The following is a 24,361-nucleotide window of genomic DNA, read 5'->3' as shown; positions in this document are numbered from 1 at the left end:
CGTGCCCCGGAGCGTCGTAGACGACGACGAGACGAGGGGCCGGATGGCAAGCGCAGCGGAACACGACGCGATGCGTCGCGCGCTGGAGCTCGCCGTGCGCGGCCCGCGGGGCGTGAACCCGCAGGTCGGTGCCGTGCTGCTCTCGCCCGACGGCGAGATCCTCGCCGAGGGCTGGCACCGCGGCGCCGGGACGCCGCACGCCGAGGTCGATGCCCTGTCGCAGCTGGCGCCGGGCGCAGCCCGCGGTGCGACCGCCGTCGTCACCCTCGAACCCTGCAACCACACCGGACGCACCGGCCCGTGCGCCCAGGCGCTCATCGCCGCCGGGGTCGCCCGCGTGGTGTACGCCGTCGCCGACCCCGGCGACCACTCCTCCGGCGGCGCCGACCGGCTCCGCGCTGCCGGCGTGGACGTCGAGTCCGGCCTGTTCGCGCCGGAGGCGGCCGCGCTGCTCGACGCGTGGCTCACGGTGCAGCGCCTCGGTCGCCCGCACGTGACGGTGAAGTGGGCCCAGAGCCTCGACGGGCGGGCTGCGGCATCCGACGGCACCAGCCAGTGGATCACCGGACCGGTGGCGCGCGCCGACGTCCACGTGCGCCGGGCGCAGGCGGACGCCATCGTGGCCGGCACCGGCACGGTCCTCGCCGACGACCCGGCCCTCACCGCGCGTGCCGAGGACGGCTCGCTCCTGTCGCAACAGCCTGTCCCCGTCGTCGTGGGCGCCCGCGCGGTGCCCGAGACCGCGGCGCTGCGCCGGCACCCGCACGCATTCCTGCAGTTCCCCGGCGACCCCGCGTCCGGCGGCCTCCCGGCGCTGCTCGAAGACCTCCGCCGTCGCGGCGTGCAGCGCGTGTTCGTCGAGGGCGGGCCCTCCGTCGCCGCCTCCTTCCTTCGCGACGGGCTCGCCGACGAGCTCCTCGTGTACGTCGCCCCCGTGCTGCTCGGCGGCGACCGCCTCGCGCTCCAGGACATCGGCGTGACCACGATCACCGAGGCGCGACGCCTGGCCGTGGCATCCGTCACCCCCCTCGGCGATGATCTGCTCATCGTCGCCCGCCCGTCGTCGGAAGGAGACGAGTGATGTTCACCGGAATCGTCGAGGAGATCGGCGAGATCGCCGCCGTCGAGCCGTCGGGCGACGGCGTGCGCGTGACGGTCACCGCCCCGAAGGCGGTGTCGGATGCCGCGCACGGCGACTCGATCTCGGTCAGCGGCGTGTGCCTCACCGTCGTCGACCAGGGCGCGGACTGGTTCACCGCGGACGTGATGAAGCAGACCCTGGACATGTCGACCCTCGCCGGGGTCGCAGCGGGACGCCGCGTGAACCTCGAGCGCGCCACGGCTGCGCACGGACGACTGGGCGGGCACATCGTGCAGGGTCACATCGACGGCACCGGCGAGGTGCTCGAGGTGCGCCCCGGCGCGCAGTGGCAGGTGCTGCGCATCTCGCTGCCGGCACCGCTCGCGCCCCTTGTCGTCGACAAGGGCTCGATCGCCGTCGACGGCGTCTCGCTCACGGTCAGCGCCGCCAGCCCCGCCTCCCCCGGCGACGGCTGGTTCGAGGTCTCGCTCATTCCCGAGACCCTCGCCGCGACGACCCTCGGCGCCCGGGTCCCGGGCGACCGCGTCAACCTCGAGACCGACATCCTGGCGCGGCACGTGCAGCGCCTCCTCTCCTTCGCCTCCACGGCCCCGGCCGCCTCAGCAGTCTCCGCGGCGACGTCCGCACCCACGGAAGGAGGCTCCGCATGAGCCTTTCCACGATCCCCGAGGCCCTGGCGGCGCTGCGCGCCGGCCGGCCGGTCATCGTCGCCGACGATGAGAACCGCGAGAACGAGGGCGACGTCGTGCTGTCGGCACAGCTCGCGACGCCCGAGTGGGTCGCCTGGACCGTCCGCTGGACCAGCGGCTTCCTGTGCGCCCCGATGCCCGCCGACTGGGCCGACCGTCTCGACCTCCCCCCGATGGTGGAGGTCAACGAGGACGCCCGCGGCACCGCGTACACCGTCAGCGTCGACGCGGCCGACCGCTCGTCGACGGGCATCAGCGCATCCGACCGCGCACACACGCTCAACGTGCTCGCCGACCCCGAGTCGACGCCTGCCAGCCTCATCCGTCCCGGCCACATCCTGCCCCTGCGCGCCGTCGACGGCGGCGTCCGCGAGCGGGCCGGCCACACCGAGGCCGCGGTGGAGCTCATGCGCCTCGCCGAGCTCACGCCGGTCGGCGTCATCGGCGAGGTCGTGGCCGACGACGGCAGCATGATGCGACTGCCGGGTCTCCAAGAGCTCGGCGCCGAGCACGACATCCCGGTGATCACGATCGAGCAGCTCATCGCCCACCTCGACGAGACCGCGCCGTGCGACCCGGCGACCCACGGCGCGCACAAGCGCCGCGTGAGCCTGCGCGCCGAGGCGCGCGTGCCCACCTCGCACGGCGACTTCCGCTTCCTCGCGTACAAGGACCGCGTCACCGGCACCGACCACATCGCGGTCGTCTCGGGCGAGCTCTCCGACGCGCCGCTGGTGCGCGTGCACTCCGAGTGCCTGACCGGCGAGGCCTTCGGGTCGCTCAAGTGCGAGTGCGGCCCCCAGCTCGATGCGGCGCTGGACGCCATCGAGCAGGACGGCGGGGTCGTCATCTACATGCGCGGCCACGAGGGGCGCGGCATCGGGCTCATCAACAAGCTGCGCGCGTACTCGCTGCAGGAGCGCGGACTCGACACCGTCGATGCGAACCTGGCGCTCGGCCTCCCGGCCGATGCGCGCGACTACGCGGCGGCGGCGGGGATCCTCACCGACCTCGGCATCGAGAAGGTGCGCCTGCTGACCAACAACACCGACAAGGTGGCGCAGCTGCGAGCCCTCGGACTCGACATCGTCGAGCAGGTTCCGCTCCTCGTGGGCGTCGGCCCGAACAACCACCAGTACCTCGCGACCAAGCGCGACCGCATGGGCCACATCATCGCCGAGGCGGATCTCGCCGACGCGCTGGCCCAGATGCACGAAGGAGCAGAGCGATGAGCGGCAAGGGCGCTCCCCAGGCCACCGACCGGATCGACGGCGCGGGCCTGGACGTGGTCGTCGTCGCCGGCACGTGGCACGACACGATCACCGACGGCCTCATCGCCGGCGCCGAGCGCGCCCTCGAGGCGTCGGGCGCCTCCTGGCGCCTCGTCCGCGTACCGGGCTCGTTCGAGCTGCCGGTCGTCGCGAAGGCGGCGCTGGACGCCGGCGCCGATGCGGCGGTCGCGCTCGGGGTGATCATCCGCGGTGGCACGCCTCACTTCGACTTCGTCTCGAACGCGGCCACCGACGGCCTCACGCGCGTGGCGCTGGACACCGGCAAGCCGGTGGGCTTCGGTGTGCTCACGCTCGACGACGAGGCGCAGGGCATCGACCGCGCCGGACTCGAGGGGTCGAAGGAGGACAAGGGGTACGAGGCGGCGGACGCCGCGCTGCGCACCGCGCTCGTGCTGCGGGAGCTCCGACAGGCTCGGTGACCGGGTGGCGCGGGCCGCGCCGCGCCCCGCGATCGGCCCTGGAGGCGAGGCAACCTTCAGGTAGGCTGATGGCATGGAAATCCTCCGCCACGTCGTCGTGCTCGTCCACCTCGTCGGCTTCGCCATCCTCTTCGGAGCCTGGGTCGTCGAACTGGTCAACGGGAAGCACCACATCACGCGTCTCATGCACTGGGGTCTCGGCATCGCGGGTGTCGCCGGCCTCATCCTCGCCGCCCCCTGGGGCATCGAGTACGACCTCGATTACGCCAAGATCGGCGTGAAGCTGGTCATCCTCCTGATCATCGGCGCGCTGCTGGGCATCGGCGCCGGCCGCCAGCGCAAGTCCGGCTCGGTGCCGCCGGCGATCTTCTGGTCGATCGGCATCCTCACCTTCGCCAACGCCGCGATCGCGGTGCTCTGGCGCTGATCCAGCGGGAACGAGCGGATGCCGCGACCCCGCGTCGCGGCATCCGCAGCCGGGGGTAGACTCGATCCTCGTGCCGGGCGACCCCGCCCGTGCTCACGGTGATCCAGTGCAGTGCCGCCTGACGCATCACCCTGCGCCGTGCGGACGCCCACCGCCGCATCCGACCCGGATGCTTCGCTCCGCACTCCCCCAGGTGACAATGACTTCCCGCACGTCCGCCGCCACGCCCGCGGCCCCCGCCAATCCCCGTTCCCGCGTCATCACCGCGAGCCTCGTCGGCACGACGATCGAGTTCTACGACTTCTACGTCTACGCGACCGCCGCCGTCCTGGTCTTCCCCATCCTCTTCTTCCCCACCGGCAACGACACCACGTCGCTCCTGCTCTCGTTCAGCGTGTTCGGCGCCGCCATGATCGCCCGGCCGCTCGGCGCGGTGGTGTTCGGCCACTTCGGCGACCGCTTCGGGCGCAAGGCGACCCTCGTCGCCTCGCTCCTCACGATGGGCATCGCGACCTTCCTGATCGGATGCCTCCCGACCTTCAACGAGATCGGCGTGTGGGCGGCCGTGCTGCTGCTGGTGCTCCGCCTCGCCCAGGGCTTCGCGCTCGGCGGCGAGTGGTCTGGCGCGGCGCTCGTCGCGACCGAGAACGCCCCGAAGGGCAAGCGCGCCTGGTACGGCACGTTCCCGCAGCTGGGTGCCCCGCTGGGCTTCATCATCGCCAACTCGGTGTTCCTCGCGATCAACTACCTGCTCCCGCACCCGGACGGCGCAGGACAGCGCTCGGACGACTTCCTCGCGTGGGGATGGCGCGTGCCGTTCCTGTTCTCGGCGGTCATGGTGATCATCGGCCTGTGGGTGCGCCTGCGCCTCGTCGAGTCCGACACCTTCGTCAAGGCGGAGGCCAAGGGCGCGATCCGCAAGTTCCCGCTGGCGACGGTCCTGCGTCACCACTGGTGGCACCTGATCCTCGGTACGTTCATCATGCTGGCGACGTACGTGCTGTTCTACCTGATGACGAACTTCACCCTCTCGTACGGCACGAAGGCGGCGGACCTCGAGACGGCATCGGCCGCCGCGCAGGCGGCCGCCGAGGCCGCGGGCAACCCGTTCGACGCCGACGCCTTCGCGGCGCAGTTCTACCCGGGTCTGGGCTTCGGCTACACCGACTTCGTGCTGATGCAGATCATCGGCGTGGTGTTCTTCGGCATCTTCACGCTGCTGTCCGGTCCGATCGCCGACGCGATCGGCCGCCGCCGCCTGCTGCTGTGGGTGACGGGTCTGATCATCGTGTTCGGCCTCACCTTCAACATCTTCCTGCTCCCGCAGGCCGACCCGAAGTTCACCGGAGCCCTCACGCAGGCGTTCCTCGTCTTCGGGTTCATGCTGATGGGCTCCACGTTCGGGCCGATGGGCGCCGTGCTGCCGGAGCTGTTCCCGACCAACGTCCGGTACTCGGGATCGGCCATCTCGTACAACGTGTCGTCGATCCTCGGGGCGGCCCTCGCGCCGATCGTCGCGGTCTGGCTGTGGGCGTCCGCCGGCGGCAGCCCCGTGCTGGTCGGGGTGTACCTGTCGGCGATGGCGGTGCTGACGTTCATCGCGCTGCTCCTCGCGCCCGAGACGAAGGACGTCGACTACGACGCCGACCTGGGCGTCGGTGCGACCGGTTCGCTCTAGCGATATCGCGCCGGACGAGCGGATGCCCCGACCCGGCCGGGTCGGGGCATCCGTCGTCTGTGACCTCAGTCCAGGAACAGCGCGCGCAGCCGCTTCGTGGTGAAGACCAGGCCCACGGCGATCATGACGACGTAGTACAGGACGTGCCACCACATGTCGGGCGTGAGGATGCCGGTGGTGAGGCCGCGGACCAGCTCGACACCGTGCCACAGCGGGAAGGCCATGATGATGCCCTGGATCCACTCGGGGTAGATGGTGATGGGGTACAGCGTCGCCGAGAAGAGGAACATCGGCAGCAGCACGAAGTTGATCCAGTCCATCTGCTGGAAGGTCTTCATGTAGCTGGTGACCGCCATGCCGAGGCTGGCGAAACCGAAGGCGATGAGCAGCACCGCCGGCAGCGCGAGGATCGCGGTCCAGGCCAGATTCAGCCCGAGCAGCTGCATGATCACCATGAAGCCGGTGGCGTAGAGCAGGCCGCGCAGCAGCGCGTAGAGGATCTCGCCGAGCGCCACGTCGAGCGGCCCCATGGAGGTCGCCAGCATCCCCTCGTAGAGCTTGCCGTAGTTGAGCTTGAAGAAGACGTTCCACGTCGAGTCGTAGATGGCGCCGTTCATCGCCGACACCGCCAGGAGCGCCGGGGCGATGAAGGCCGCGTAGGGCACCTCGACGCCGCTGGAGGTCTGGACATCGCCGATGAGGGCACCGAGCCCGATGCCCATCGAGGCGAGGTAGAACACGGGCTCGAAGAAGCCCGAGAGCACGACGGCCCAGCTCGACGAGCGGGCGGCGAGGAGCCCGCGCTGCACCACGGCCTGCGGGTTGCCTGCCCACAGCGCCCGCACGCCGCCGCGGCGGACCTGCGCCTGCGTCTCCTCCGGTCCGGAGGACTGTCGGACGGCGGTCATTCGGCCAGCCTCCTGCCGAACAGACGCCTGCCGACGAGGTAGCCGCCGATGGACAGCACGAGCAGGTAGCCGACGTGCACGACGATCATGAAGGGTTCGGCGGGTTTGCCGTAGGTGACGATGCGGCCGAGCTCGGTGGCGTGCCAGAGGGGCGAGACCCATCCGATCCACTGCAGCCACAGCGGAAGCGTGGCCAGCGGATAGAACGTGCCCGAGAACAGGAACATGGGCATGAAGATGAAGCGCTGGACCAGCGCGATCTGCCCTTTGTCCTCCGTGATCGAGGCGGCGTACGCCATGTACGGGATCCCGAACGCGAGCCCCGCGAGCAGGCCGATGGGGATGGTGAGCCAGCCGGTCGCCGGGTCGGGCACGGCGCCGAAGATCCAGAGGAAGGCGTAGTAGGCGACGACGACGAAGATGATGCGCGCAGAGGCGCCGGCGACCACACCGCCGGCGATCTGACCGGGGGAGAGCGCCGAGGCGCTGAAGCCGAAGAAGTAGCGCCGCCACTTGAAGCCGGCCATCACCGGGTAGGAGAACTCCTCGGACGCGACCGAGATCGCGGCGGTCATGAGAAGGGCGGGGGCGACGAACACGAGGTACGACACCTCCACGCCGTTCTCGACGATCGGCGCGTCGATGAGCGCCGCGAGCCCCACCGCCAGCCCCAGGAGGTAGAGGATCGGCTGGCCCAGCGCGCCGACGATGATCGTCCAGCCGTAGGCGCGCATGGCACGCACCATGTGCTCGGTGACGTACCAGGTGCCGAACATGCGGGGCTTGCGCCCCCACTGCAGCGCCTCGGCACGCAGCTCGTCGAGCGACGGCGCCGCGGTCGTCGCGGCGGCGCCGGCGTCTTCGGGTCGCGCGGTCATTCGATCAGCGACCTTCCGGTCAGGCGCAGGAAGACGTCCTCGAGGCTCGAGCGGCGCACGAGGCTCGTGATCGGGCGGAGACCGCGGTGCGTGACGGCCTCGAGGGCCTCTTCGCCGTTGCGCGCGTAGACGAGCACGCGGTCGGGCAGCACCTCGACGCGGTCGCCGATACCTTCGAGCAGCGGCGCGACCTGCTCGTTGCGGTCGGAGCCGAACCGCACCTCGAGCACCTCGCGGCTGGAGTGGTCGCGGATGAGTGACGCCGGCGTGCCCTCGGCCATGATGCGGCCCTTGTCCACGACGATGAGGCGGTCGCACAGCTGCTCGGCCTCGTCCATGTAGTGCGTCGTCAGCACGAGCGTCGTGCCGCGCTCCTTGAGGCGGAACAGCCGGTCCCACAGCACGTGCCGCGCCTGCGGGTCCAGGCCCGTGGTCGGCTCGTCGAGGAGCAGGATGCGCGGGTCGTTGATGAGGCCGCGGGCGATCGTCAGCCGTCGCTTCATCCCGCCCGAGAGCTGGTCGACCTTCGACTTGGCCTTGTCTTCCAGCGCGGCGAAGGCCAGCAGCTCGTCGGCCTTCTCGGCGCACACCCGGCCGGGCAGGCCGAAGTAGCGGCCGTAGATGTAGAGGTTCTCGCGCGCGTTGAGCTCGCCGTCGAGGTTGTCCTGCTGGGGCACGACGCCGAGGCGCGAGCGGATCTCCGGCCCGTAGCGGTCGGGGTCGAGCCCGAGGATCTCGAGGTCGCCGGCGGTGCGGGTCGAGACGGCGCCGATCATCTTCATCGTCGTCGACTTGCCCGCGCCGTTCGGGCCGAGCAGGCCGAACGACTCGCCGGGCGCGACCTCGAACGAGAGGCCGTCGACGGCGAGGAAGTCGGGCTTGCCCTTGACCTTGTAGGCCTTGACGAGGTTCGCAGCTTCGATCACGGGGGCGGGCACCGGACCACCCTAACGCCCCGCTCCGACACCGCCCAGCGCCGTCATGCGCCCACGGCGCTCCCCTGCCCGCACCCTTCCTCGGTCGAGTTGGCGGCTGCAGCGTCAACGCGAGTTGACGGCGCCGCGGCGTGTCAACTATGGTTGACGACGGATGCCGCGGCCTGCGGCATCCGTGATCCGACAGCTCATCGACCGATGGGCGGCCCGCACGAGAGGCGCACGATGAGCGGCGACGACCTGAGCACCCTGATCGGGGCGGCCGGCGCGCGCGAACCCCTGGCCGAGCTGCACCGCCTCGCCGAGGTGCGCCGCGAGCTCGCCCGCGCCGAAGAGGTGCAGGTGCGCAAGGCCCGCAACCTCGGCTTCTCGTGGCAGGCGATCGCGAGCGCCCTGGGCGTGAGCCGACAGGCCGTCCACAAGAAGTACGGTCGAAGGTAAGCCCTTTTCACGAACGAGGTACACCCATGCCCTCCGCCGAACTCGACGAAGCCCCCGCCGTCGCACCGCCCACGGCGTCCCCCTCCCCTCGCGCGCCGCGCGGCCGCTCGCGCCGCGGCAAGCAGGACGACGGCCCCCGTGCCTCGTTCGGGCAGCTGCTCCCCTACCTCTTCGAGCACAAGCGCACCCTCGCCGTCGTGGTGGTGCTCAGCATCCTGAGCGCCGCCGCGTCCCTTGTGCAGCCGCTTCTGGTCGGCCAGGTCATCACGCGCGTGCAGGAGGGGCTCGACCTGGGCCTGCTGGTCTGGGCGCTCGTCGGCTTCGTCCTCCTGGCCTCGCTCATCTCGGGGTGGCAGCACTACCTGCTGCAGCGCACGGGCACGGCCGTCGTCTACTCGAGCCGCCGCCGGCTCATCGCGCGCATCCTGCACCTGCCCGTCAGCGAGTTCGACGCGCGCCGCACCGGCGACCTCGTCTCGCGCGTCGGCAGCGACACGACACTCCTCTACTCAGCGCTCACGCAGGGGCTCGCAGACTCGATCGGCAACGCGCTGCTGTTCGTCGGCGCGCTCGTCGCCATGGCGATCATCGACCCGGTGCTGCTCGCGATCATCGTGGTCGTGATCGGCATCTCGGTGCTCGGCGTCACCGCACTGAGCGGCCGCATCCGCACCGCCTCGACCGAGCAGCAGGAGAAGGTCGGCGCGCTCGCGTCGGGCGTCGAGCGCGCCGTCGGATCGATCCGCACCGTCCGCGCGTCCGGCGCGACCGCGCGTGAGATCGACGCGGTCACCGCGCAGGCGACGGATGCCTACACCGTCGGCGTGCGCATCGCGAAGGTGTCGGCGCTGGTGGTGCCCATCGCCAGCGTCGCACTGCAGGTGTCGCTTCTGGTGGTCATCGGCCTCGGCGGCTTCCGCGTCGCGACCGGCGCGCTGTCGATCGCGAGCCTCGTGACGTTCATCATGTTCCTGTTCATGCTGATCGCACCGCTGGGCTCGTTCTTCGGCGCCATCACGTCGGTGAGCCAGGCGCTCGGCGCCCTCGGCCGCATCCAGGAGGTGCTCGACCTTCCCACCGAGTCGCAGGACGACGCCGCCATCGCGGCACGGGCCCTCCGACAGGCTCAGGGACCGGACCCGGTCGCTGAGCGTGCCGAAGCGCCGGCCATCGAGTTCCGCGACGTGCGGTTCCGCTACCCCGAGAACGTCGTCGAGGCGCGCCGCAAGGCCGAGTCCGAGGCGCGGGCGGTGCTCGAGAGCGCTCACGTCGACACCTCGGCGATCGCGCTCGGCGACGAGTCCGTCTCCGGCAGCACGGACGGACGGACGGGTGCCGCTGCATCCGTCTCGGGCGATGCCGAGGTGCTGCGGGGGGTGTCGTTCTCGGTCCCGCGCGGCGCGCGCGTCGCGCTCGTCGGCCCTTCGGGTGCGGGCAAGAGCACGACCCTCGCGCTCATCGAGCGCTTCTACGACCCCACCGGCGGCGCGATCCTGCTCGACGGCACGGACGTGCGCACGCTCGACCGCGTCGAGCTGCGCGCGCAGCTCGGCTACGTCGAACAGGACGCCCCGACCCTGGCCGGGACGATCGGCGACAACCTTCGGCTGGCCTCGCCCGAGGCATCCGATTCCGAATGCGAGGCCGTGCTGCGCGCCGTGAATCTCGGCGAGGTGCTCGACCGCAACCCGCTCGGCGTCGACGCGCCCGTGGGCGAGTCGGGCGTCATGCTCTCGGGCGGCGAGCGCCAGCGCCTGGCGATCGCCCGGGCGCTGCTGGCCGCTCCCCCGATCCTGCTGCTCGACGAGTCGACGTCGTCGCTCGACGGGCTGAATGAGCAGCGGATGCGCGAGGCGATCGACGCCGTCGCGGCCGGCCGCACGCTCATCGTGATCGCGCACCGCCTGTCGACCGTCGTCGACAGCGATCACATCGTCGTCATGGATCACGGCCAGGTCGTCGGGCAGGGCACGCACTCCGAGCTCGTGCAGACGACGCCGCTCTACCGCGATCTCGCCAAGCACCAGCTGCTCGTCTGACGCGGCGCCCGTGATGAGGCGCCCGGACCCTCTGCGAAGAAGAGGGGCCGGGCGCCGGTCGGGGGCGCGTCAGGCGCGCTGGAGCCGGTACCGCAGGGCGGCGAGCTCGGCCCAGAGGGAGGCGGGCACGCGGCCGTCGAAGGTGCGGTAGAACTCCTCGGTGAGGTCGGCCTCGTGCAGCCACAGGTCGCGGTCGATGGCGAACAGCTCGTCGAGGTCGGCCTGCGACACCTCGATGCCGTCGAGGTCGAGGTCCTCGTTGCGCGGGAGGCGTCCGATCGGGCTGTCGATCGCGCCGACCTCGCCCTCGATGCGCCGGATGATCCAGTCGATGACGCGCGAGTTGTCGCCGAAGCCCGGCCACAGGAAGCGGCCGTCGGCGCCCTTGCGGAACCAGTTCACCTGGAACACGCGCGGGGCGCGGTCGAAGCGCAGCTTCTGCCCGACCTTGAGCCAGTGCCCGAAGTAGTCGGCCATGTTGTACCCGCAGAAGGGCAGCATCGCGAACGGGTCGCGGCGCAGCTCGCCGACCGTGCCCTCGGCGGCGGCGGTGCGCTCGGACGAGATGTTCGAGCCCATGAAGACGCCGTGGGTCCAGTCGGTGGCCTCCACGACGAGCGGCACGTTCGTCGCCCGGCGCCCGCCGAACAGGATCGCGTCCAGCGGCACGCCCTGCGGGGCGTCCCAGTCGTCGGCGATCTGCGGGCACTGGGCAGCGGCGACGGTGAAGCGCGAGTTCGGGTGCGCGGCGGGACGACCGGATGCCGGGGTCCACGGGTTGCCCTCCCAGTCGGTGAGCTCCGCCGGCGGCTCGTCGGTGAGGCCCTCCCACCACACGTCGCCGTCGGGGCGCAGCGCGACGTTGGTGAAGATCGTGTTGCCCCACAGCGTCTCGACGGCCGTGACGTTGGTGGACTCGCCGGTGCCCGGGGCGACGCCGAAGAAGCCGGCCTCGGGATTGATCGCCCACAGGCGCCCGTCCTCGCCGGGGCGGAGCCACGCGATGTCGTCACCGAGGGTCTCGACGCGCCAGCCGGGGATGGTCGGCCGCAGCATCGCGAGGTTCGTCTTGCCGCACGCCGAGGGGAACGCGGCCGCGAGGTGGTAGGCGCGGCCGGCCGGGTCGATCACGCGGATGAGCAGCATGTGCTCTGCGAGCCAGCCCTCGTCGCGGCCGATCACCGAGGCGATGCGCAGCGCGAAGCACTTCTTGGCCAGGATCGCGTTGCCGCCGTAGCCCGAGCCGAACGACCACACCTCGAGGGTGTCGGGGAAGTGCACGATGTACTTCTCGTCGTTGCACGGCCACGCGACGTCCTGCTGACCAGGCTGCAGCGGGGCCCCCACCGAGTGCACGGTCTTGACCCACGGCGCACCGCCGGCGATCTCGCGCAGCACCTCGGTGCCCACGCGCGTCATGATGCCGATCGAGGTGACGGCGTAGGCGCTGTCGGTCACCTGCACGCCGATGTGCGACAGCGGCCCGCCGACCGGCCCCATCGAGAACGGCACGACGTACATCGTGCGGCCGGCCATCGAGCCCTCGAACAGCGGGGTGATGGTGGCCCGGATCTCGTCGGGCGCGGCCCAGTTGTTCGTCGGCCCCGCGTCCTGCTCGCGCTCGGAGGCGATGAAGGTGCGCGCCTCGGTGCGGGCGACGTCGCTGGGGTGCGAGCGGGCGAGGTACGAACCCGGCCGCCACTCGGGGTTGAGCTTGATGAGCTTGCCTTCGTCGACCATCTCGCGCAGCAGCGCGTCGTTCTCGGCGCGCGAGCCGTCCACCCAGTGGATGCGGGCCGGCTTCGTCAGCGCGGCGATCTCGTCGACCCACTGCGTGAGGGCGGCCATGCCCTCACCCTGGACGGTGGGCACCGCGCCGTACGACCGGTTCGCGGCAGGACGGGCGGGGGTGGAGCCTTCGGTCCGGGTGAAGATGTCGGCAAGGGCCATAGTGTCGCTCCTCGTTGATTCGACCGTCGGATAGACGATTCAGATTCGTGCTCTTCCTCTACTTTGGATGCCCTTGAGCTTGTTTTCCCACGCAACATGGCGTCAAGAGTCTTGATTCTTTCGCTAGCATCAAAGAATGCCCGCCACCGCGCTCGAACTCTCGACCCTGGGTCACCGCATCCGTCATCAGCGCCTCGCCCACGGCTACACGCTGGACGAGCTCGGCGCCCTCGTCGGCGTCGCCGGCAGCCAGCTGAGCCTCATCGAGAACGGCAAGCGCGAGCCGAAGCTCTCGCTGCTGCAGGCGATCGCGTCGTCGACCGGCGTCGAGGTCGCCGACCTGCTGTCGGCCGAGCCTCCCAACCGGCGCGCGGCCCTCGAGATCGAGCTCCACCGGGCGCAGTCGAGCTCCGTCTTCCGCCAGCTGGGGATCGCCCCCGTCAAGGTGTCCAAGGGTATGAGCGACGAGACGATCGAGTCGATCCTCGGGCTGCACCGCGAGCTGCAGCGCCGCGAGAAGGAGGCGATCGCGACGCCCGAGGAGGCCCGCCGCGCGAACACCGAGCTGCGGCTCATGATGCGCGAGCGCGACAACTACCTCCCCGAGATCGAGAAGCTCGCCGAGAAGCAGCTGAAGGCCGCGGGCCACACGACCGGCGCGCTGACCCACCGCACCGTGAGCATCATGGCGGAGAAGCTCGGATTCGAGCTGATCTACGTCAACGACCTGCCCCACTCGACCCGCTCGGTGACCGACCTCGAGCACGGCCGCATCTACCTGCCGCCCGCCTCGATCCCCGGCGGCCACGGCCTGCGCTCGATGGCGCTGCAGGCGATGGCCCACCGCCTGCTCGGGCACGAGCGCCCCACCGACTACGCCGACTTCCTGCAGCAGCGACTGGAGATCAACTACTACGCCGCGTGCTGCCTCATGCCCGAGACGGCGTCGGTGGCGTTCCTCCAGCAGGCCAAGAAGGACCGCAACCTCGCGGTGGAGGACTTCCGCGACGCCTTCGGCGTGACGCACGAGGCCGCGGGCATGCGCCTGACCAACCTCGCGACCCACCACCTCGGCATCAAGCTGCACTTCCTGCGCGTCGACGGCTCGGGGGCGATCTCGCGCGTCTACGAGAACGACGACCTCCCCCTGCCGATGGACGTCACCGGCGCGGTGGACGGCCAGATCGCCTGCCGCAAGTTCTCGGCGCGCGCCGCGTTCTCGGAGCAGAACCGCACGACGGAGCACTACCAGTACACCGACACTCCGGCCGGCACGTACTGGTGCTCGACGCAGACCGGCACCACCTCGGCGGGCGAGTTCTCGATCACCGTCGGTGTGCCCTTCGACGACGCCCGCTGGTTCCGCGGACGCGAGACCCAGAAGCGCGCCACGTCGACGTGCCCCGACGAGTCCTGCTGCCGCCGGGCGGCACCCGACGTGCTCGAGCGCTGGTCGGGGAAGGCCTGGCCGAGCGCGCGCGTGCACATGCAGATGTTCTCGCCGCTCCCCCGCGGCACCTTCCCCGGCGTCGACGACAACGAGGTCTACGACTTCCTCGACCGCCACGCCTGAGCGCGTGCCGCCCGCCTACGCCGTGATGAAGTCCCGGTAGCGGTCGAGCGCGGCCGCGATCTCGGCATCCGTCGCCGCCCCCGGCGTGAACAGCTCGGGCACCGGCGCATCGGCATGCCGGCCCACCGCGACCGAGTGGGTCCACACGCCGACGGCCTCGCCGCGGGCGACGAGGATGGGCCGGACGATGCCGTTCATGCTCGGCCCGATCGCGCTCAGGAACTCCGGCGCGCACGGCACGGTGCGGTCCACGTACGACAGGTAGTACTCCTCGAACGGCGGGAGGGCCACGACCTCGGGTGCGGCCGCGCTGCGTCGCGGCGCCGCGCCGGCGACCAGATACTGCGGCTCGGGCTCGTCGGCGACGACGACGAGCCGGTCGGATGCCGCTTCCGCCGCGGCCCGCGACACCCCCAGCGGCAGCCCGGTCCACCACGCGAAGTCCCGCGGCCCGGCCGGTCCGTGCGAGGCGATGTAGCGGACGAAGAACTCGGCGAGCGGATCGGCGGGGGCGGCGGCATCCGTGATCCACTCGTCGGCGAGCACCCAGTACTGCTCGCGGGTCGGCCCGCTCTCGCGCGGGACGACGGGGCCCTGGCACAGCACGGACCGCAGCGACAGCGCGACGAGGAGGTGGTAGCCGCGCTGGCGCAGCGTCGACACGCCGCCCTGCTCCCACACCGCCAGCAGCTCCCTGCGGGTGAGGCGACCGCCGCCGGCGAGCGCCGCACGGGCGAGGCGCTCGGCCCGATCGGCCTCGTCGGCGTCGATCCCCTCGGCACGATGGACGGCGGCGGCCTGACGGAGCTGCCGCTGGGCGGTCACCGAGAGCACCCACGCGACGTCGGCGGCCGGGATCGTGTGGATCGTCCCGCGCATCGTCCACGTGCGCACGATCTCGCCGCGCCCGTACGCGGCGTCGACGTCGCGCACCGTGATGCGCCCGCGGGTGCGTGCCGCGAGCGCCCAGCGGCCGCCCCAGAACTCCTGGCTCTGCGTCGCGAGCATGTGCCGTGCGGCGTCGGCGACCGACGCCGCGGGAGCGGTCAGGCGATGCGACCGGAGCCGCTCGTGACGCACGGTCGAGGCATCCATCCGCCCATCATGGCCCAGCCCGCGGACAGCCGGTGTCCCCTATAACCCCTGGCGGAGGGTGCGCACCAGTCCCTCGTGCCGGGGAGCCGGGATCTCTAGCGTGGAGGGATGGCGCGCGACGAGCAATGGCCGGAGGCCCTGTACACCGGACCCATCGACCTGGCCGGGATCGAGGCGATCGAGGGGGCGGAGCCCGAGGCCGAGACGCCCGAGATCAGCTACGACGAGCAGCGCTACCCTGCCCGTCCGCGGCGACTGCGCCCCCGCGACCATCTGCGCGGCAGCAGCGTGCGGCGCATCCGGACCGACCCGCGCACGGCGAACGGCACCAACCCGTCGTACGTCGAGTGGCTCGTGCGGCAGTCGATGCTCAAGGACGCCGACGTCCTGGCCCGCCAGCTGTCGGGGCAGCCGACGATGTGGCGTCATGCCTACGCGCGTCCGGACGCCCGGCGGGCCATCGCGACGAGTGACGTGTGGTTCACGGCGTATCCGATCTCCCTCATCACCCGGCCGGGGCAGTCGTTCCTGGCCTCGCTCGGCGACGACGCGCTCTGGTCGGCCTTCGAGCGCATCGGGATCACCGCCATCCACACCGGGCCGGTGAAGCGGGCGGGCGGCATCGCCGGGTGGCTGGACACCCCGAGCGTCGACGGGCACTTCGACCGCATCAGCACGCAGATCGACCCCGCCTTCGGCACCGAGGACGAGTTCCGCGCCCTGTGCGACGTCGCCGACACGCACGGCGGGAGCATCATCGACGACATCGTGCCCGGGCACACGGGCAAGGGCGCCGACTTCCGCCTCGCCGAGATGGGCTTCAAGGACTATCCGGGGATCTACCACATGATCGAGATCCCGCCGGAGGACTGGGCGCTGCTGCCCGAGGTGCCCGACGGCGTCGACAGCGTCAACCTGGACGCCGCGACCGAGCATGAGCTCGCCGGGCACGGGTACATCATCGGCGCCCTGCAGCGCGTCATCTTCTACACCCCCGGCGTGAAGGAGACGAACTGGAGCGCGACCGCCCCGGTGATCGGACCCGACGGCGTGACCCGCCGGTGGGTGTACCTCCACTACTTCAAGCAGGGCCAGCCGTCGATCAACTGGCTCGACCCGACGTTCGCGGGGATGCGCCTTGTCATCGGCGATGCGCTGCACTCGCTCGGGGAGCTCGGCACGAGTGCGCTGCGCCTGGACGCGAACGGATTCCTCGGCGTGGAGAAGAGCGCCGAGGGTCTTCCGGCGTGGTCGGAGGGGCATCCGCTCTCGCACGCCGCCAACCACATCATCGCCGGCATGGTCCGCAAGGTCGGCGGCTTCACCTTCCAGGAGCTCAACCTCACGATCGAGGACATCCGCGACACGGGCGCCGTCGGCGCCGACCTGTCGTACGACTTCATCGGTCGCCCGGGCTACCACCACGCGCTGGCGACCGGGCAGACCGAGTTCCTCCGCCTCGCGCTGACCACGTCGCTGCGGCTGGGCGTGCAGCCGGTGCAGCTCGTCCACGGCCTGCAGAACCACGACGAGCTCACCTACGAGCTCGTGCACTGGGCGACGCGGCACGGCGACGACACGTTCCCCTTCCGGGGGCGCGAGATCCCGGGCAGCCAGCTCGCCGAGGAGGTGCGCGCGGACCTCACCGAGCGACTCACCGGCACGGCGGACTACAACCGCGTCTTCACGCAGAACGGCATCGCCTGCACGACGGCGTCGCTCATCGCGGCGACCCGCGGACTGGCCAGGCTCGATGACATCACCGACGACGACCTGCCGGCCATCCGCGACGCGCACCTGCTGCTGTGCGCCTACAACGCGTGGCAGCCGGGCGTCTTCGCGCTCTCGGGCTGGGACCTCACCGGCATGCTCACCGTGCCGGCGGACCAGGTCGCCGATCTCGTCGCCGCGGGCGACACGCGGTGGATCGAGCGGGGCGCCCACGATCTGCTCGACGTCGACGGCAGCGCCACGCGGTCGGCGGCGGGCATGCCCCGCGGGCGCGCGCTGTACGGCGCGCTGCCGGCGCAGCTGGCCGACCGGGAGTCGTTCGCGTCGCGTCTCGCCGACATCCTCGCCCTGCGCCGGGAGCACGGCATCGCGACGGCGTCGCAGATCGACATCCCCGAGGTCGCCCACGCGGGCATGCTCGTGCTCGTGCACCGCCTCGACGACGGCGACCCGCACGCCGAGGCCCCGATGCAGGTGACGGTGCTGAACTTCTCGCAGGACCCCACCGAGGGCACCGTGCGATCGGAGCAGCTCGCTCCCGGCAGCGAGGTCGTGGACGCGGCCTCGGGCGAGCCGGTCGGGCGCGTCGACGACCTGCAGAGCTTCTCGGTCTCGCTCCCCGCCTACGGAGCACTGTTCCTGGTGCTCCGGCCTGCGGAATCCGCCGAGTAGGCCCCAGCCCGCGCGCCGGAGGTCGGATGCCTCCGGCGCCGTCGCCGCCGGGCCGGGCCCGCACCGGCGGGCGGATCAGGCGAGCGCTGCGTCGATCCCCGCGAGCGGCACGGGCAGCCAGGCGGGGCGGTTGCGCGCTTCGTAGATCGACTCGTACACCGCCTTGTCGAGGACGAGCGCCCGCAGCAGAACGGGGTCCAGCCCCACGGCGCCGGGCGCGCCGGCGTAGGCCTCGACGAACGCGGCCTGGCACGCCGACGCCCAGCCGGCGCCGTCGGGGCCTGCGGCCACCGCACCCGCGTAGTCGAAGGACCGGAGCATGCCCGCGACGTCCCGCGGCGGGAGGTCGGGGATGGCCCGCTCCCTCATCGGGCGGAGGGGCTCGCCCTCGAAGTCGACGATGCGCCACCCGCCGTCGGGCACCGCGAGCACCTGACCGAGATGCAGGTCCCCGTGGATCCGCTGCAGCCGCGGCCACGCGCGCTCGAGTGCGGCACGATAGACGGCGTCGATCGCGGGGAGCCGCTCGGCCACGGCGGGCACCTCGGCCGACGCGATCCGCAGGCGCCGCCGCCAGGCGGTCGCCGTGGACGCCACCTCGTCGGGTCCGGCATCCGCCGTCTCCAGCGCTGCTCCGAGGGCGCCGTGCACGCCGGCGACCGCGGCTCCGAGGTCACGCGCCGCGGCGGTGAAGTCCCGCCCCTCGCGCGCCTCCTCCAGCGCGACCGCCCACCCGTCCCGCACGCCGGGGAGGAACTCCTGCGCGAAGCCGAGGGTGCCGTGCGCGACGCCGGCCTCGCGCCCGACATCCGGCCACTCGGCGTCCACGCTGCCGAAGAAGCGGGGCACGAACGGCGAGCCCTCGCCGCTCAGCACGCGCTGCACCGTGACGTCGGGATTCTCGCCGTGGTGGAGGGTGCGGAAGAGCTTGAGGATGATCGTCGGCTCACCGTCCTCGTCGAACACGATCGACGTGTTCGACTGCTCCCCCGTGAGCACCCGCGAACCCGTCACACGGCTGACGTCGACGCCCATCTCCGCGAGGATGCCGACGGCGAACTCCGGATGCCGGGCCGCATCGACGAGGCATCCGCCCTCGCCACGGCTGACGACGGCGTCCGGCGGCTCGATCGGCTCGGCGACCAGCGCGAGGGGCACGTGGTACAGCGCCGGCAGCGTCCCCGCGTCGTCCATGAGCAGATAGCGGGTGGCCCCCGTGACCGGTCGGGCGTCGAGGAGCCGGAATCTGGGGTCGTGCCCCTTCCCCGCGTACCATCGCTGCTGCGCCACCCAGGCGCCGATCTCATCCGTGAAATGCACCACCCCACCTTGACCCGCATCCGCATGCGGAAGAAAGGGGTGGACGGACGCGCGCGAGAGGCGTAGTGCCGGCGCCCGGAGCGGCGAGGCGCGGCGGCATGTCCCCCGAAAGGTCTACAGAATCGCGGAAACGCTTGCCAATACGGTGCTGTTGTCGGCCTGTTCCCACCCCACAGGGCACGAGTTCCGCGTGCACCTGGGGACGGTCGACCGAACCTTGGAGGTCAGTTGTCCCACCCCCGACCGCGTCGGACCGTCGCGTCCCTCGCCACCGCCGCCCTCATCGCGACCGCCGTGCTCGGCGCGAGCCCCGCCTTCGCCGCCAAGCCGGGAGGTCCCGGCAAGCCCGGCCCCGTCCCCACGACGACCGCCGCACCCACCCCGACGGTCTCCGGCACGCTGTTCGCCACGAACACCGATGCCAACGCGCTCTCCGACCACTGGCACCGGTCGCTCACCGACCTCGCGATCGCAGGCGGTGAGCTGTACTCGTCATGGGGCGACTACAACGGCAACATCGGCCCGATCGCGCTGAACTCGCACAACCTGGCGACCGGCGCGCAGACCCACCACCTCACCGTCAACGGGGAGGAGCTCAACGCGCTGCGCGTGGTCAACGGGAACGTCTACACCGCGGACATCGACCCGAAGGTGGGCTGGCAGTCCAACGCCGGGTATGCCACGAACGCGGGCGGCGTGTGGAAATACAACGCGGCGACCCCCTTCATCCATGTCTTCGACGTCGCCGTCGCCGGAAGCGAGATCTTCCTGGCCGGCAGCATCGTCAACCCCGACACCGCCGCCTACGGCCCCGCGCCGTACCTCGCCGCGATCAAGAAGTCCGCGGACGGCGGAAAGACCTGGACCATCGAGAAGACGCGCTCGTCGCTGCGCGGCAGCAACGACAACGACCGCTACTACTGGCTCGCGTCCGTCAACGGCAAGGTCTACGCCGCCGCCACCGTCGCCGACGCGAACGGGTACCGCAACAAGATCATCGACGTGTACGCCGCGGGCACCTGGTCGACGGTCACCCTCCCGTCGTCCAGCCCGGCGAGCGTGCTCGAGGCGCACCACCTCACGACCTTCGGCACGAAGATCGTGGCGAAGTCGATCAACAACTCGGTGTTCGTCTTCGACACCGCGGCGAAGAAGGCCACCATCCAGGGGGCGACCCTCGGGACGAGCGGCGGCGTGCTGGTCGATCTCTACGTGGACGGCTCGACCATCTACGGCCTCGTCCGCGCGGACGCGGTGACCGCCGACGACACCCTGTACTCGTCGAAGGACGGCCTCACGTGGACCCCGGTGATGAACATCGACATCCCCGTCGCCAACTGGCTCCACACCTGGCACAACGGGGAGATCACGACCGAGATGCGCGGGACCGCCGCGAGCATCGCCGTGAAGGACGGGGTGTTCTACTTCGGCACCAACCTGGGCACGATCTACACGGCCGCGCTCTAGCGATCATCGTCGGGACCCCGGGCGCCCGCGCCCGGGGTCCCGTCATCGCTGCGCGGCATCCGATCCCCACTGATCTATCGACAGTATTGCGATATCTATCGAGGAACGATAGTTTTCTGTCGTTAGCTGAAGAAGGGACGGATGCCGTGGCCAAGTCGACAACTCTCGTGCTGCAGGTCGTCATCGCGCTGGCACTGGCCGGGTCGCTCATCGTGCAGACCTTCATCGTCCCGGCGGTCTGGGTGGACCTCGACGGCGCTCCCCCGGTGCCCCGGATCACCTTCGTCACGCTCCTCGTGCTCGGCGTCGTGACCATGCAGGTCTTCGCCGTCTGCGTCTGGCAGCTGCTGACGAAGGTGCGCAAGGGGTCGGTGTTCTCGGAGTCGTCCTTCCGGTACGTCGACGTGGTCATCTGGTCGATCGCGGCGGCGGCCGTCATCACGTTCGCCATCGCCGTCCTGCTCGCCAGCGGCGAGGCCGCGCCGGGTGTGGTCGGGCTCATCTGCGGGGCGACGCTCGTGCTCGGCGGGATGGCCCTGCTCGTCGTGGTCATGAAGACGCTGCTGCGGCAGGCCATCGACCGCGAGACCGAGGCCACGGCCCTGCGCTCCGAGCTGGACGAGGTGGTCTGACATGCCGATCGTCATCGATGTGGATGTGATGCTCGCACGACGGAAGATGTCGGTGGGCACCCTGGCCGAGCGGGTCGGCATCACACCGGCGAACCTGGCCGTGCTCAAGAACGGCAGGGCGAAGGCCGTCCGCTTCACCACGCTCGACGCCCTGTGCGAGGTGCTCGAATGCCAGCCCGGCGACCTCCTCCGGTGGGAGCCCGGGGCGCCGGCACCGGCGAGCCCCGCCGGTCGCTCGGCCGACGTCGCCGGTTGATCTCGCTGCCAAGGACCCGCAGTCCCTGGACGAGCGCGCCCTGAATCCGTCGGGACGAGGCCTCCAGCATGGAGGTCACCGACCGAACAGGAGCCACCTCATGCCCACCTCCCTCGACATCTCCGTCCCGGACCTCGCCGGAAAGCTGGCGGTCGTCACCGGCGCGAGCGACGGCGTCGGATTCGAGATCGCCTCGCGTCTTGCCCGCGCCGGCGCCGACACCGTCCTTCCCGTCCGCAACCTGCAGAAGGGAGAGGCGGCGGCCGCGCGCATCCGGGAGCGGACGACGGATGCCACCACCGACGTCCGCTCGCTCGACCTCTCGTCGCTCGACTCGGTGTCGGCGTTCGCCGACGGCCTGCTCCGCGACGGACGGCCGATCGACATCCTCATCCTGAATGCCGGCGTCATGAACCCGCCGACGCGTCGACTCACCGCCGACGGCTTCGAGCTGCAGCTCGCGACGAACCACCTCGGGCACTTCGCCCTGATCGCCGGGCTGATGCCGCTTCTGCGCGAGGGTCGTGCCCACGTGACGAGCCAGGTGAGCATCGCCGCGGATCAGGGCACGGTGAACTGGGACGACCCGAACTGGACCCGCCACTACGACCCGATGAAGGCGTACAGCTCGTCGAAGATCGCGTTCGGACTGTTCGCGATGGAGCTGCATCGGCGTTCGCAAGCGGCCGGATGGGGCATCCGGAGCAACCTCTCGCACCCCGGCATCACGCCCACCAATCTGCTCTCGGCCCAGCCCGGCATGGGTCGCCCCGAAGACACGACGGCGGTCAAGGTGATCCGGACGCTGTCGCGCCTGGGCATCCTGGTCGGCACTCCCTCCTCGGCGGCGCTCTCCGCCGTCTACGCGGCGACCAGCGCGGATGCGCTCGGGGGCCGACTGTACGGGCCGAAGGGCTTCCGCCACCTGGGCGGACTCCCCGCCGAGCAGCCGGTGTACTCGCGCCTCGCGAGCGAGGAGGACGGGCGACGAATCTGGGACCTCTCCGAACAGCTCACCGGCGTGCGCGTGCCGGTGTGAGCTACCAGATCGTGCCGCCGCCGAGCGAGATGCCGCCCCACGTGAGCGCGATGAAGATCGCGGCGAACACGACCGGTGCGATGCCCTTGCCGTTGCGTGCGAGGCCCTTGAGGAGCGCGATCACGGCGAGCACCGCGGCGACGATGGAGAGGCCGCCGCCGAGGATCAGACCGATGAACAGCGGGATGGGCATGAGCACGAGGCCGGCCAGCGCGAACCAGAACGCGGCCCAGGCCGTCGGGTTGGAGCGGCGTTCGACGGAGGAGGTCATGCGTCCATTATCCCGTGTGGGCGATCCGCGCCCCGCAGGGCGCGGACCGCTCTCCGATCCGTGTCGCGTCAAAACGGGTTCGGGGTCAGCGTGTACTTGGTCTGCAGGTACTCGTGGATGCCCTCGGCGCCGCCCTCGCGGCCCAGGCCCGACATCTTCCAGCCGCCGAACGGCGCGGCGGCGTTGGAGACGACGCCCATGTTCAGGCCCATCATGCCGGTCTCGAGGCGCTCGATCATGCGCTGGCCGCGGGCGAGGCTCTCGGTGAAGACGTAGGAGACCAGGCCGTACTCGGTGTCGTTGGCCAGACGCACCGCGTCGTCCTCGGTGTCGAAGGGGACGATGGCGAGCACCGGTCCGAAGATCTCCTCGCGGAGGATGTCCGAGCCGGGCTGCACGTCGGTGACGACGGTGGGCTCGTAGAACGTGCCCGGCCCCTCGACCTCGCTGCCGCCGGTGGCGACCTTCGCGCCGCGATTCACGGCGTCCTGCACCAGCTGCGACGCCTTCGCGACCGCACGGTCGTCGATGAGCGGGCCGATGGTCACGCCTTCCTCGGTGCCGCGCCCGACCTTGAAGCCGTTGACGCGCTCGGTCACCCGGCGGGCGAACTCGTCGGCGACGGAGCGGTGCACGATGAACCGGTTGGCGGCGGTGCAGGCCTGCCCGATGTTGCGGAACTTCGCCGCGATCGCCCCGTCGACCGCCTTGTCGAGGTCGGCGTCGTCGAACACGACGAAGGGGGCGTTGCCGCCGAGCTCCATCGAGGTGCGCAGCACGCCCTGCGCGGCCTGCTCGAGCAGGCGCTGACCGACCTGCGTCGACCCGGTGAACGACAGCTTGCGCAGCCGCGGGTCGCGGATGATCGGCTCCGACACCGCACCGGACGTCGAGGTGGTGAAGACGTTCACGACCCCCGCGGGCACGCCGGCGTCTTCGAGCAGCTTCGCGAAGTAGAGGGTGGTCAGTGGCGTGAGCTCGGCGGGCTTGATCACCACGGTGCAGCCGGCGGCGAGCGCCGGCGCGATCTTGCGGGTCGCCATCGCGAGCGGGAAGTTCCACGGCGTGATCAGGAAGCACGGCCCGACGGGATGCTGCGACACGATCATGCGGCCGGTGCCCTCCGGGTTCGCGCCGTAGCGGCCCTGCACGCGGGAGGTCTCCTCGCTGAACCAGCGCAGGAACTCGCCGCCGTACGCGACCTCGCCGCGCGCCTCGGCCAACGGCTTGCCCATCTCGATCGTCATCAGCAGGGCGAAGTCCTCCTTGCGCTCCTGCAGCAGATCGAACGCGCGACGCAGGATCTCGGCCCGCTCCCGCGCCGGCGTCGCCGCCCATCCGGGGAACGCCTCGACGGCCGCATCGAGCGCGGCCTTGCCGTCCTCGGGCGACGCGTCGGCGATCTCCTTGACCGTTTCGCCGTTGGACGGGTCGTAGACCTTCAGCGTCCTGTCGCCGGATGCCGCACGCCACCGCCCGCCGATGAACAGCCCGTCGGGCACGGACGCCAGAAGCTCGGACTCACGGGTTTCGGTGATCGTCGTGCT

At 71.2% G+C, this 24,361-nt stretch carries 22 protein-coding genes; 14 read left to right on the top strand and 8 right to left on the bottom strand.

Annotated features, from left to right (window positions below):
• Window positions 1–43: 43 nt before the first annotated feature.
• The 6 genes from ribD to V6R91_RS30165 all read left to right on the top strand — a co-directional run bounded on the left by ribD (window position 44) and on the right by V6R91_RS30165 (window position 5,607).
• Entirely contained in the window at window positions 44–1,081 is a 1,038-nt protein-coding gene (gene ribD / locus V6R91_RS30190; protein ID WP_336398389.1) for a bifunctional diaminohydroxyphosphoribosylaminopyrimidine deaminase/5-amino-6-(5-phosphoribosylamino)uracil reductase RibD, read from the top strand.
• Entirely contained in the window at window positions 1,081–1,752 is a 672-nt protein-coding gene (locus V6R91_RS30185; protein WP_336398388.1) for a riboflavin synthase, read from the top strand. Before ribD ends, V6R91_RS30185 begins: the two co-directional genes overlap by 1 nt.
• Window positions 1,749–3,023: a GTP cyclohydrolase II gene (gene ribA / locus V6R91_RS30180; RefSeq protein ID WP_336398387.1), complete on the top strand. Its 1,275-nt coding sequence runs from the start codon at window positions 1,749–1,751 to the stop codon at window positions 3,021–3,023. The genes V6R91_RS30185 and ribA overlap by 4 nt, the downstream gene beginning before the upstream one ends.
• On the top strand, window positions 3,020–3,502 hold the full coding sequence (ribH, locus tag V6R91_RS30175; protein WP_336398386.1) for a 6,7-dimethyl-8-ribityllumazine synthase: 483 nt from the start codon (window positions 3,020–3,022) through the stop codon (window positions 3,500–3,502). Before ribA ends, ribH begins: the two co-directional genes overlap by 4 nt.
• A 73-nt stretch (window positions 3,503–3,575) precedes the next feature.
• On the top strand, window positions 3,576–3,929 hold the full coding sequence (locus V6R91_RS30170; RefSeq protein WP_336398385.1) for a Fe-S protein: 354 nt from the start codon (window positions 3,576–3,578) through the stop codon (window positions 3,927–3,929).
• Between the two features lie 199 nt (window positions 3,930–4,128).
• Window positions 4,129–5,607, top strand: coding sequence for an MFS transporter (locus tag V6R91_RS30165; RefSeq protein ID WP_336398384.1), 1,479 nt, complete (start codon window positions 4,129–4,131; stop codon window positions 5,605–5,607).
• Between the two features lie 65 nt (window positions 5,608–5,672).
• On the opposite strand, the gene V6R91_RS30160 is transcribed toward V6R91_RS30165, so the two are convergent.
• The 3 genes from V6R91_RS30160 to V6R91_RS30150 are packed head-to-tail and all read right to left on the bottom strand — an operon-like array spanning window position 5,673 to window position 8,331.
• The gene (locus V6R91_RS30160) at window positions 5,673–6,515 is read right to left on the bottom strand and encodes an ABC transporter permease (protein ID WP_336398383.1); all 843 of its coding nucleotides are present in this window, start codon (window positions 6,513–6,515) and stop codon (window positions 5,673–5,675) included.
• Window positions 6,512–7,393 (bottom strand): ABC transporter permease, encoded by an 882-nt coding sequence (locus V6R91_RS30155; protein WP_336398382.1) that lies wholly within the window; start codon window positions 7,391–7,393, stop codon window positions 6,512–6,514. Before V6R91_RS30155 ends, V6R91_RS30160 begins: the two co-directional genes overlap by 4 nt.
• Entirely contained in the window at window positions 7,390–8,331 is a 942-nt protein-coding gene (locus V6R91_RS30150) for an ABC transporter ATP-binding protein (RefSeq protein ID WP_336398381.1), read from the bottom strand. Before V6R91_RS30150 ends, V6R91_RS30155 begins: the two co-directional genes overlap by 4 nt.
• Before the next feature lie 222 nt (window positions 8,332–8,553).
• Between V6R91_RS30150 and V6R91_RS30145 the strand changes: the two genes are divergently transcribed.
• Together V6R91_RS30145 and V6R91_RS30140 are read left to right on the top strand one after the other, a co-directional pair.
• Entirely contained in the window at window positions 8,554–8,769 is a 216-nt protein-coding gene (locus tag V6R91_RS30145; protein ID WP_336398380.1) for an AsnC family protein, read from the top strand.
• A 26-nt stretch (window positions 8,770–8,795) separates the two neighbouring features.
• Window positions 8,796–10,808 (top strand): ABC transporter ATP-binding protein, encoded by a 2,013-nt coding sequence (locus tag V6R91_RS30140; protein ID WP_336398379.1) that lies wholly within the window; start codon window positions 8,796–8,798, stop codon window positions 10,806–10,808.
• 69 nt (window positions 10,809–10,877) lie between these two features.
• Here V6R91_RS30140 and V6R91_RS30135 read toward each other — a convergent pair whose 3' ends face one another.
• Window positions 10,878–12,758, bottom strand: coding sequence for a phosphoenolpyruvate carboxykinase (GTP) (locus tag V6R91_RS30135; RefSeq protein WP_336398378.1), 1,881 nt, complete (start codon window positions 12,756–12,758; stop codon window positions 10,878–10,880).
• Window positions 12,759–12,894: 136 nt separating this feature from the next.
• On the opposite strand from V6R91_RS30135, the gene V6R91_RS30130 reads away from it, so the two are divergent.
• Window positions 12,895–14,331, top strand: coding sequence for a helix-turn-helix domain-containing protein (locus V6R91_RS30130; RefSeq protein ID WP_336398377.1), 1,437 nt, complete (start codon window positions 12,895–12,897; stop codon window positions 14,329–14,331).
• 15 nt (window positions 14,332–14,346) lie between these two features.
• On the opposite strand, the gene V6R91_RS30125 is transcribed toward V6R91_RS30130, so the two are convergent.
• On the bottom strand, window positions 14,347–15,426 hold the full coding sequence (locus V6R91_RS30125) for a winged helix DNA-binding domain-containing protein (protein ID WP_336398376.1): 1,080 nt from the start codon (window positions 15,424–15,426) through the stop codon (window positions 14,347–14,349).
• A 108-nt stretch (window positions 15,427–15,534) separates the two neighbouring features.
• Between V6R91_RS30125 and treS the strand changes: the two genes are divergently transcribed.
• Window positions 15,535–17,829 (top strand): maltose alpha-D-glucosyltransferase, encoded by a 2,295-nt coding sequence (gene treS, locus V6R91_RS30120; protein WP_336398375.1) that lies wholly within the window; start codon window positions 15,535–15,537, stop codon window positions 17,827–17,829.
• 75 nt (window positions 17,830–17,904) lie between these two features.
• Here treS and V6R91_RS30115 read toward each other — a convergent pair whose 3' ends face one another.
• Entirely contained in the window at window positions 17,905–19,149 is a 1,245-nt protein-coding gene (locus V6R91_RS30115) for a phosphotransferase (protein WP_336398374.1), read from the bottom strand.
• A gap of 228 nt (window positions 19,150–19,377) precedes the next feature.
• Here V6R91_RS30115 and V6R91_RS30110 point away from each other — a divergent pair, with 228 nt between their 5' ends.
• From V6R91_RS30110 to V6R91_RS30095, 4 genes are all read left to right on the top strand, one after another.
• The gene (locus tag V6R91_RS30110) at window positions 19,378–20,616 is read left to right on the top strand and encodes a hypothetical protein (protein ID WP_336398373.1); all 1,239 of its coding nucleotides are present in this window, start codon (window positions 19,378–19,380) and stop codon (window positions 20,614–20,616) included.
• A 146-nt stretch (window positions 20,617–20,762) separates the two neighbouring features.
• Complete coding sequence (locus V6R91_RS30105) at window positions 20,763–21,248, top strand: DUF2975 domain-containing protein (protein ID WP_336398372.1); 486 nt, start codon at window positions 20,763–20,765, stop codon at window positions 21,246–21,248.
• A gap of 1 nt (window position 21,249) precedes the next feature.
• Entirely contained in the window at window positions 21,250–21,504 is a 255-nt protein-coding gene (locus V6R91_RS30100; protein ID WP_336398371.1) for a helix-turn-helix domain-containing protein, read from the top strand.
• A 100-nt stretch (window positions 21,505–21,604) separates the two neighbouring features.
• Window positions 21,605–22,543 (top strand): SDR family oxidoreductase, encoded by a 939-nt coding sequence (locus V6R91_RS30095; protein WP_336398370.1) that lies wholly within the window; start codon window positions 21,605–21,607, stop codon window positions 22,541–22,543.
• 1 nt (window position 22,544) lies between these two features.
• Here V6R91_RS30095 and V6R91_RS30090 read toward each other — a convergent pair whose 3' ends face one another.
• Window positions 22,545–22,814 carry a hypothetical protein gene (locus tag V6R91_RS30090; RefSeq protein WP_336398369.1) on the bottom strand — a complete coding sequence of 90 codons (270 nt, stop codon included), beginning with the start codon at window positions 22,812–22,814 and terminating at the stop codon, window positions 22,545–22,547.
• Between the two features lie 68 nt (window positions 22,815–22,882).
• On the bottom strand, window positions 22,883–24,352 hold the full coding sequence (locus tag V6R91_RS30085) for an NAD-dependent succinate-semialdehyde dehydrogenase (RefSeq protein WP_336398612.1): 1,470 nt from the start codon (window positions 24,350–24,352) through the stop codon (window positions 22,883–22,885).
• Between the last annotated feature and the right edge of the window lie 9 nt (window positions 24,353–24,361).

This window comes from Microbacterium sp. CCNWLW41 (assembly GCF_037083505.1).
Note: the sequence above shows the minus strand (reverse complement) of the source record. Positions and strands in the feature narration are given on the sequence as shown.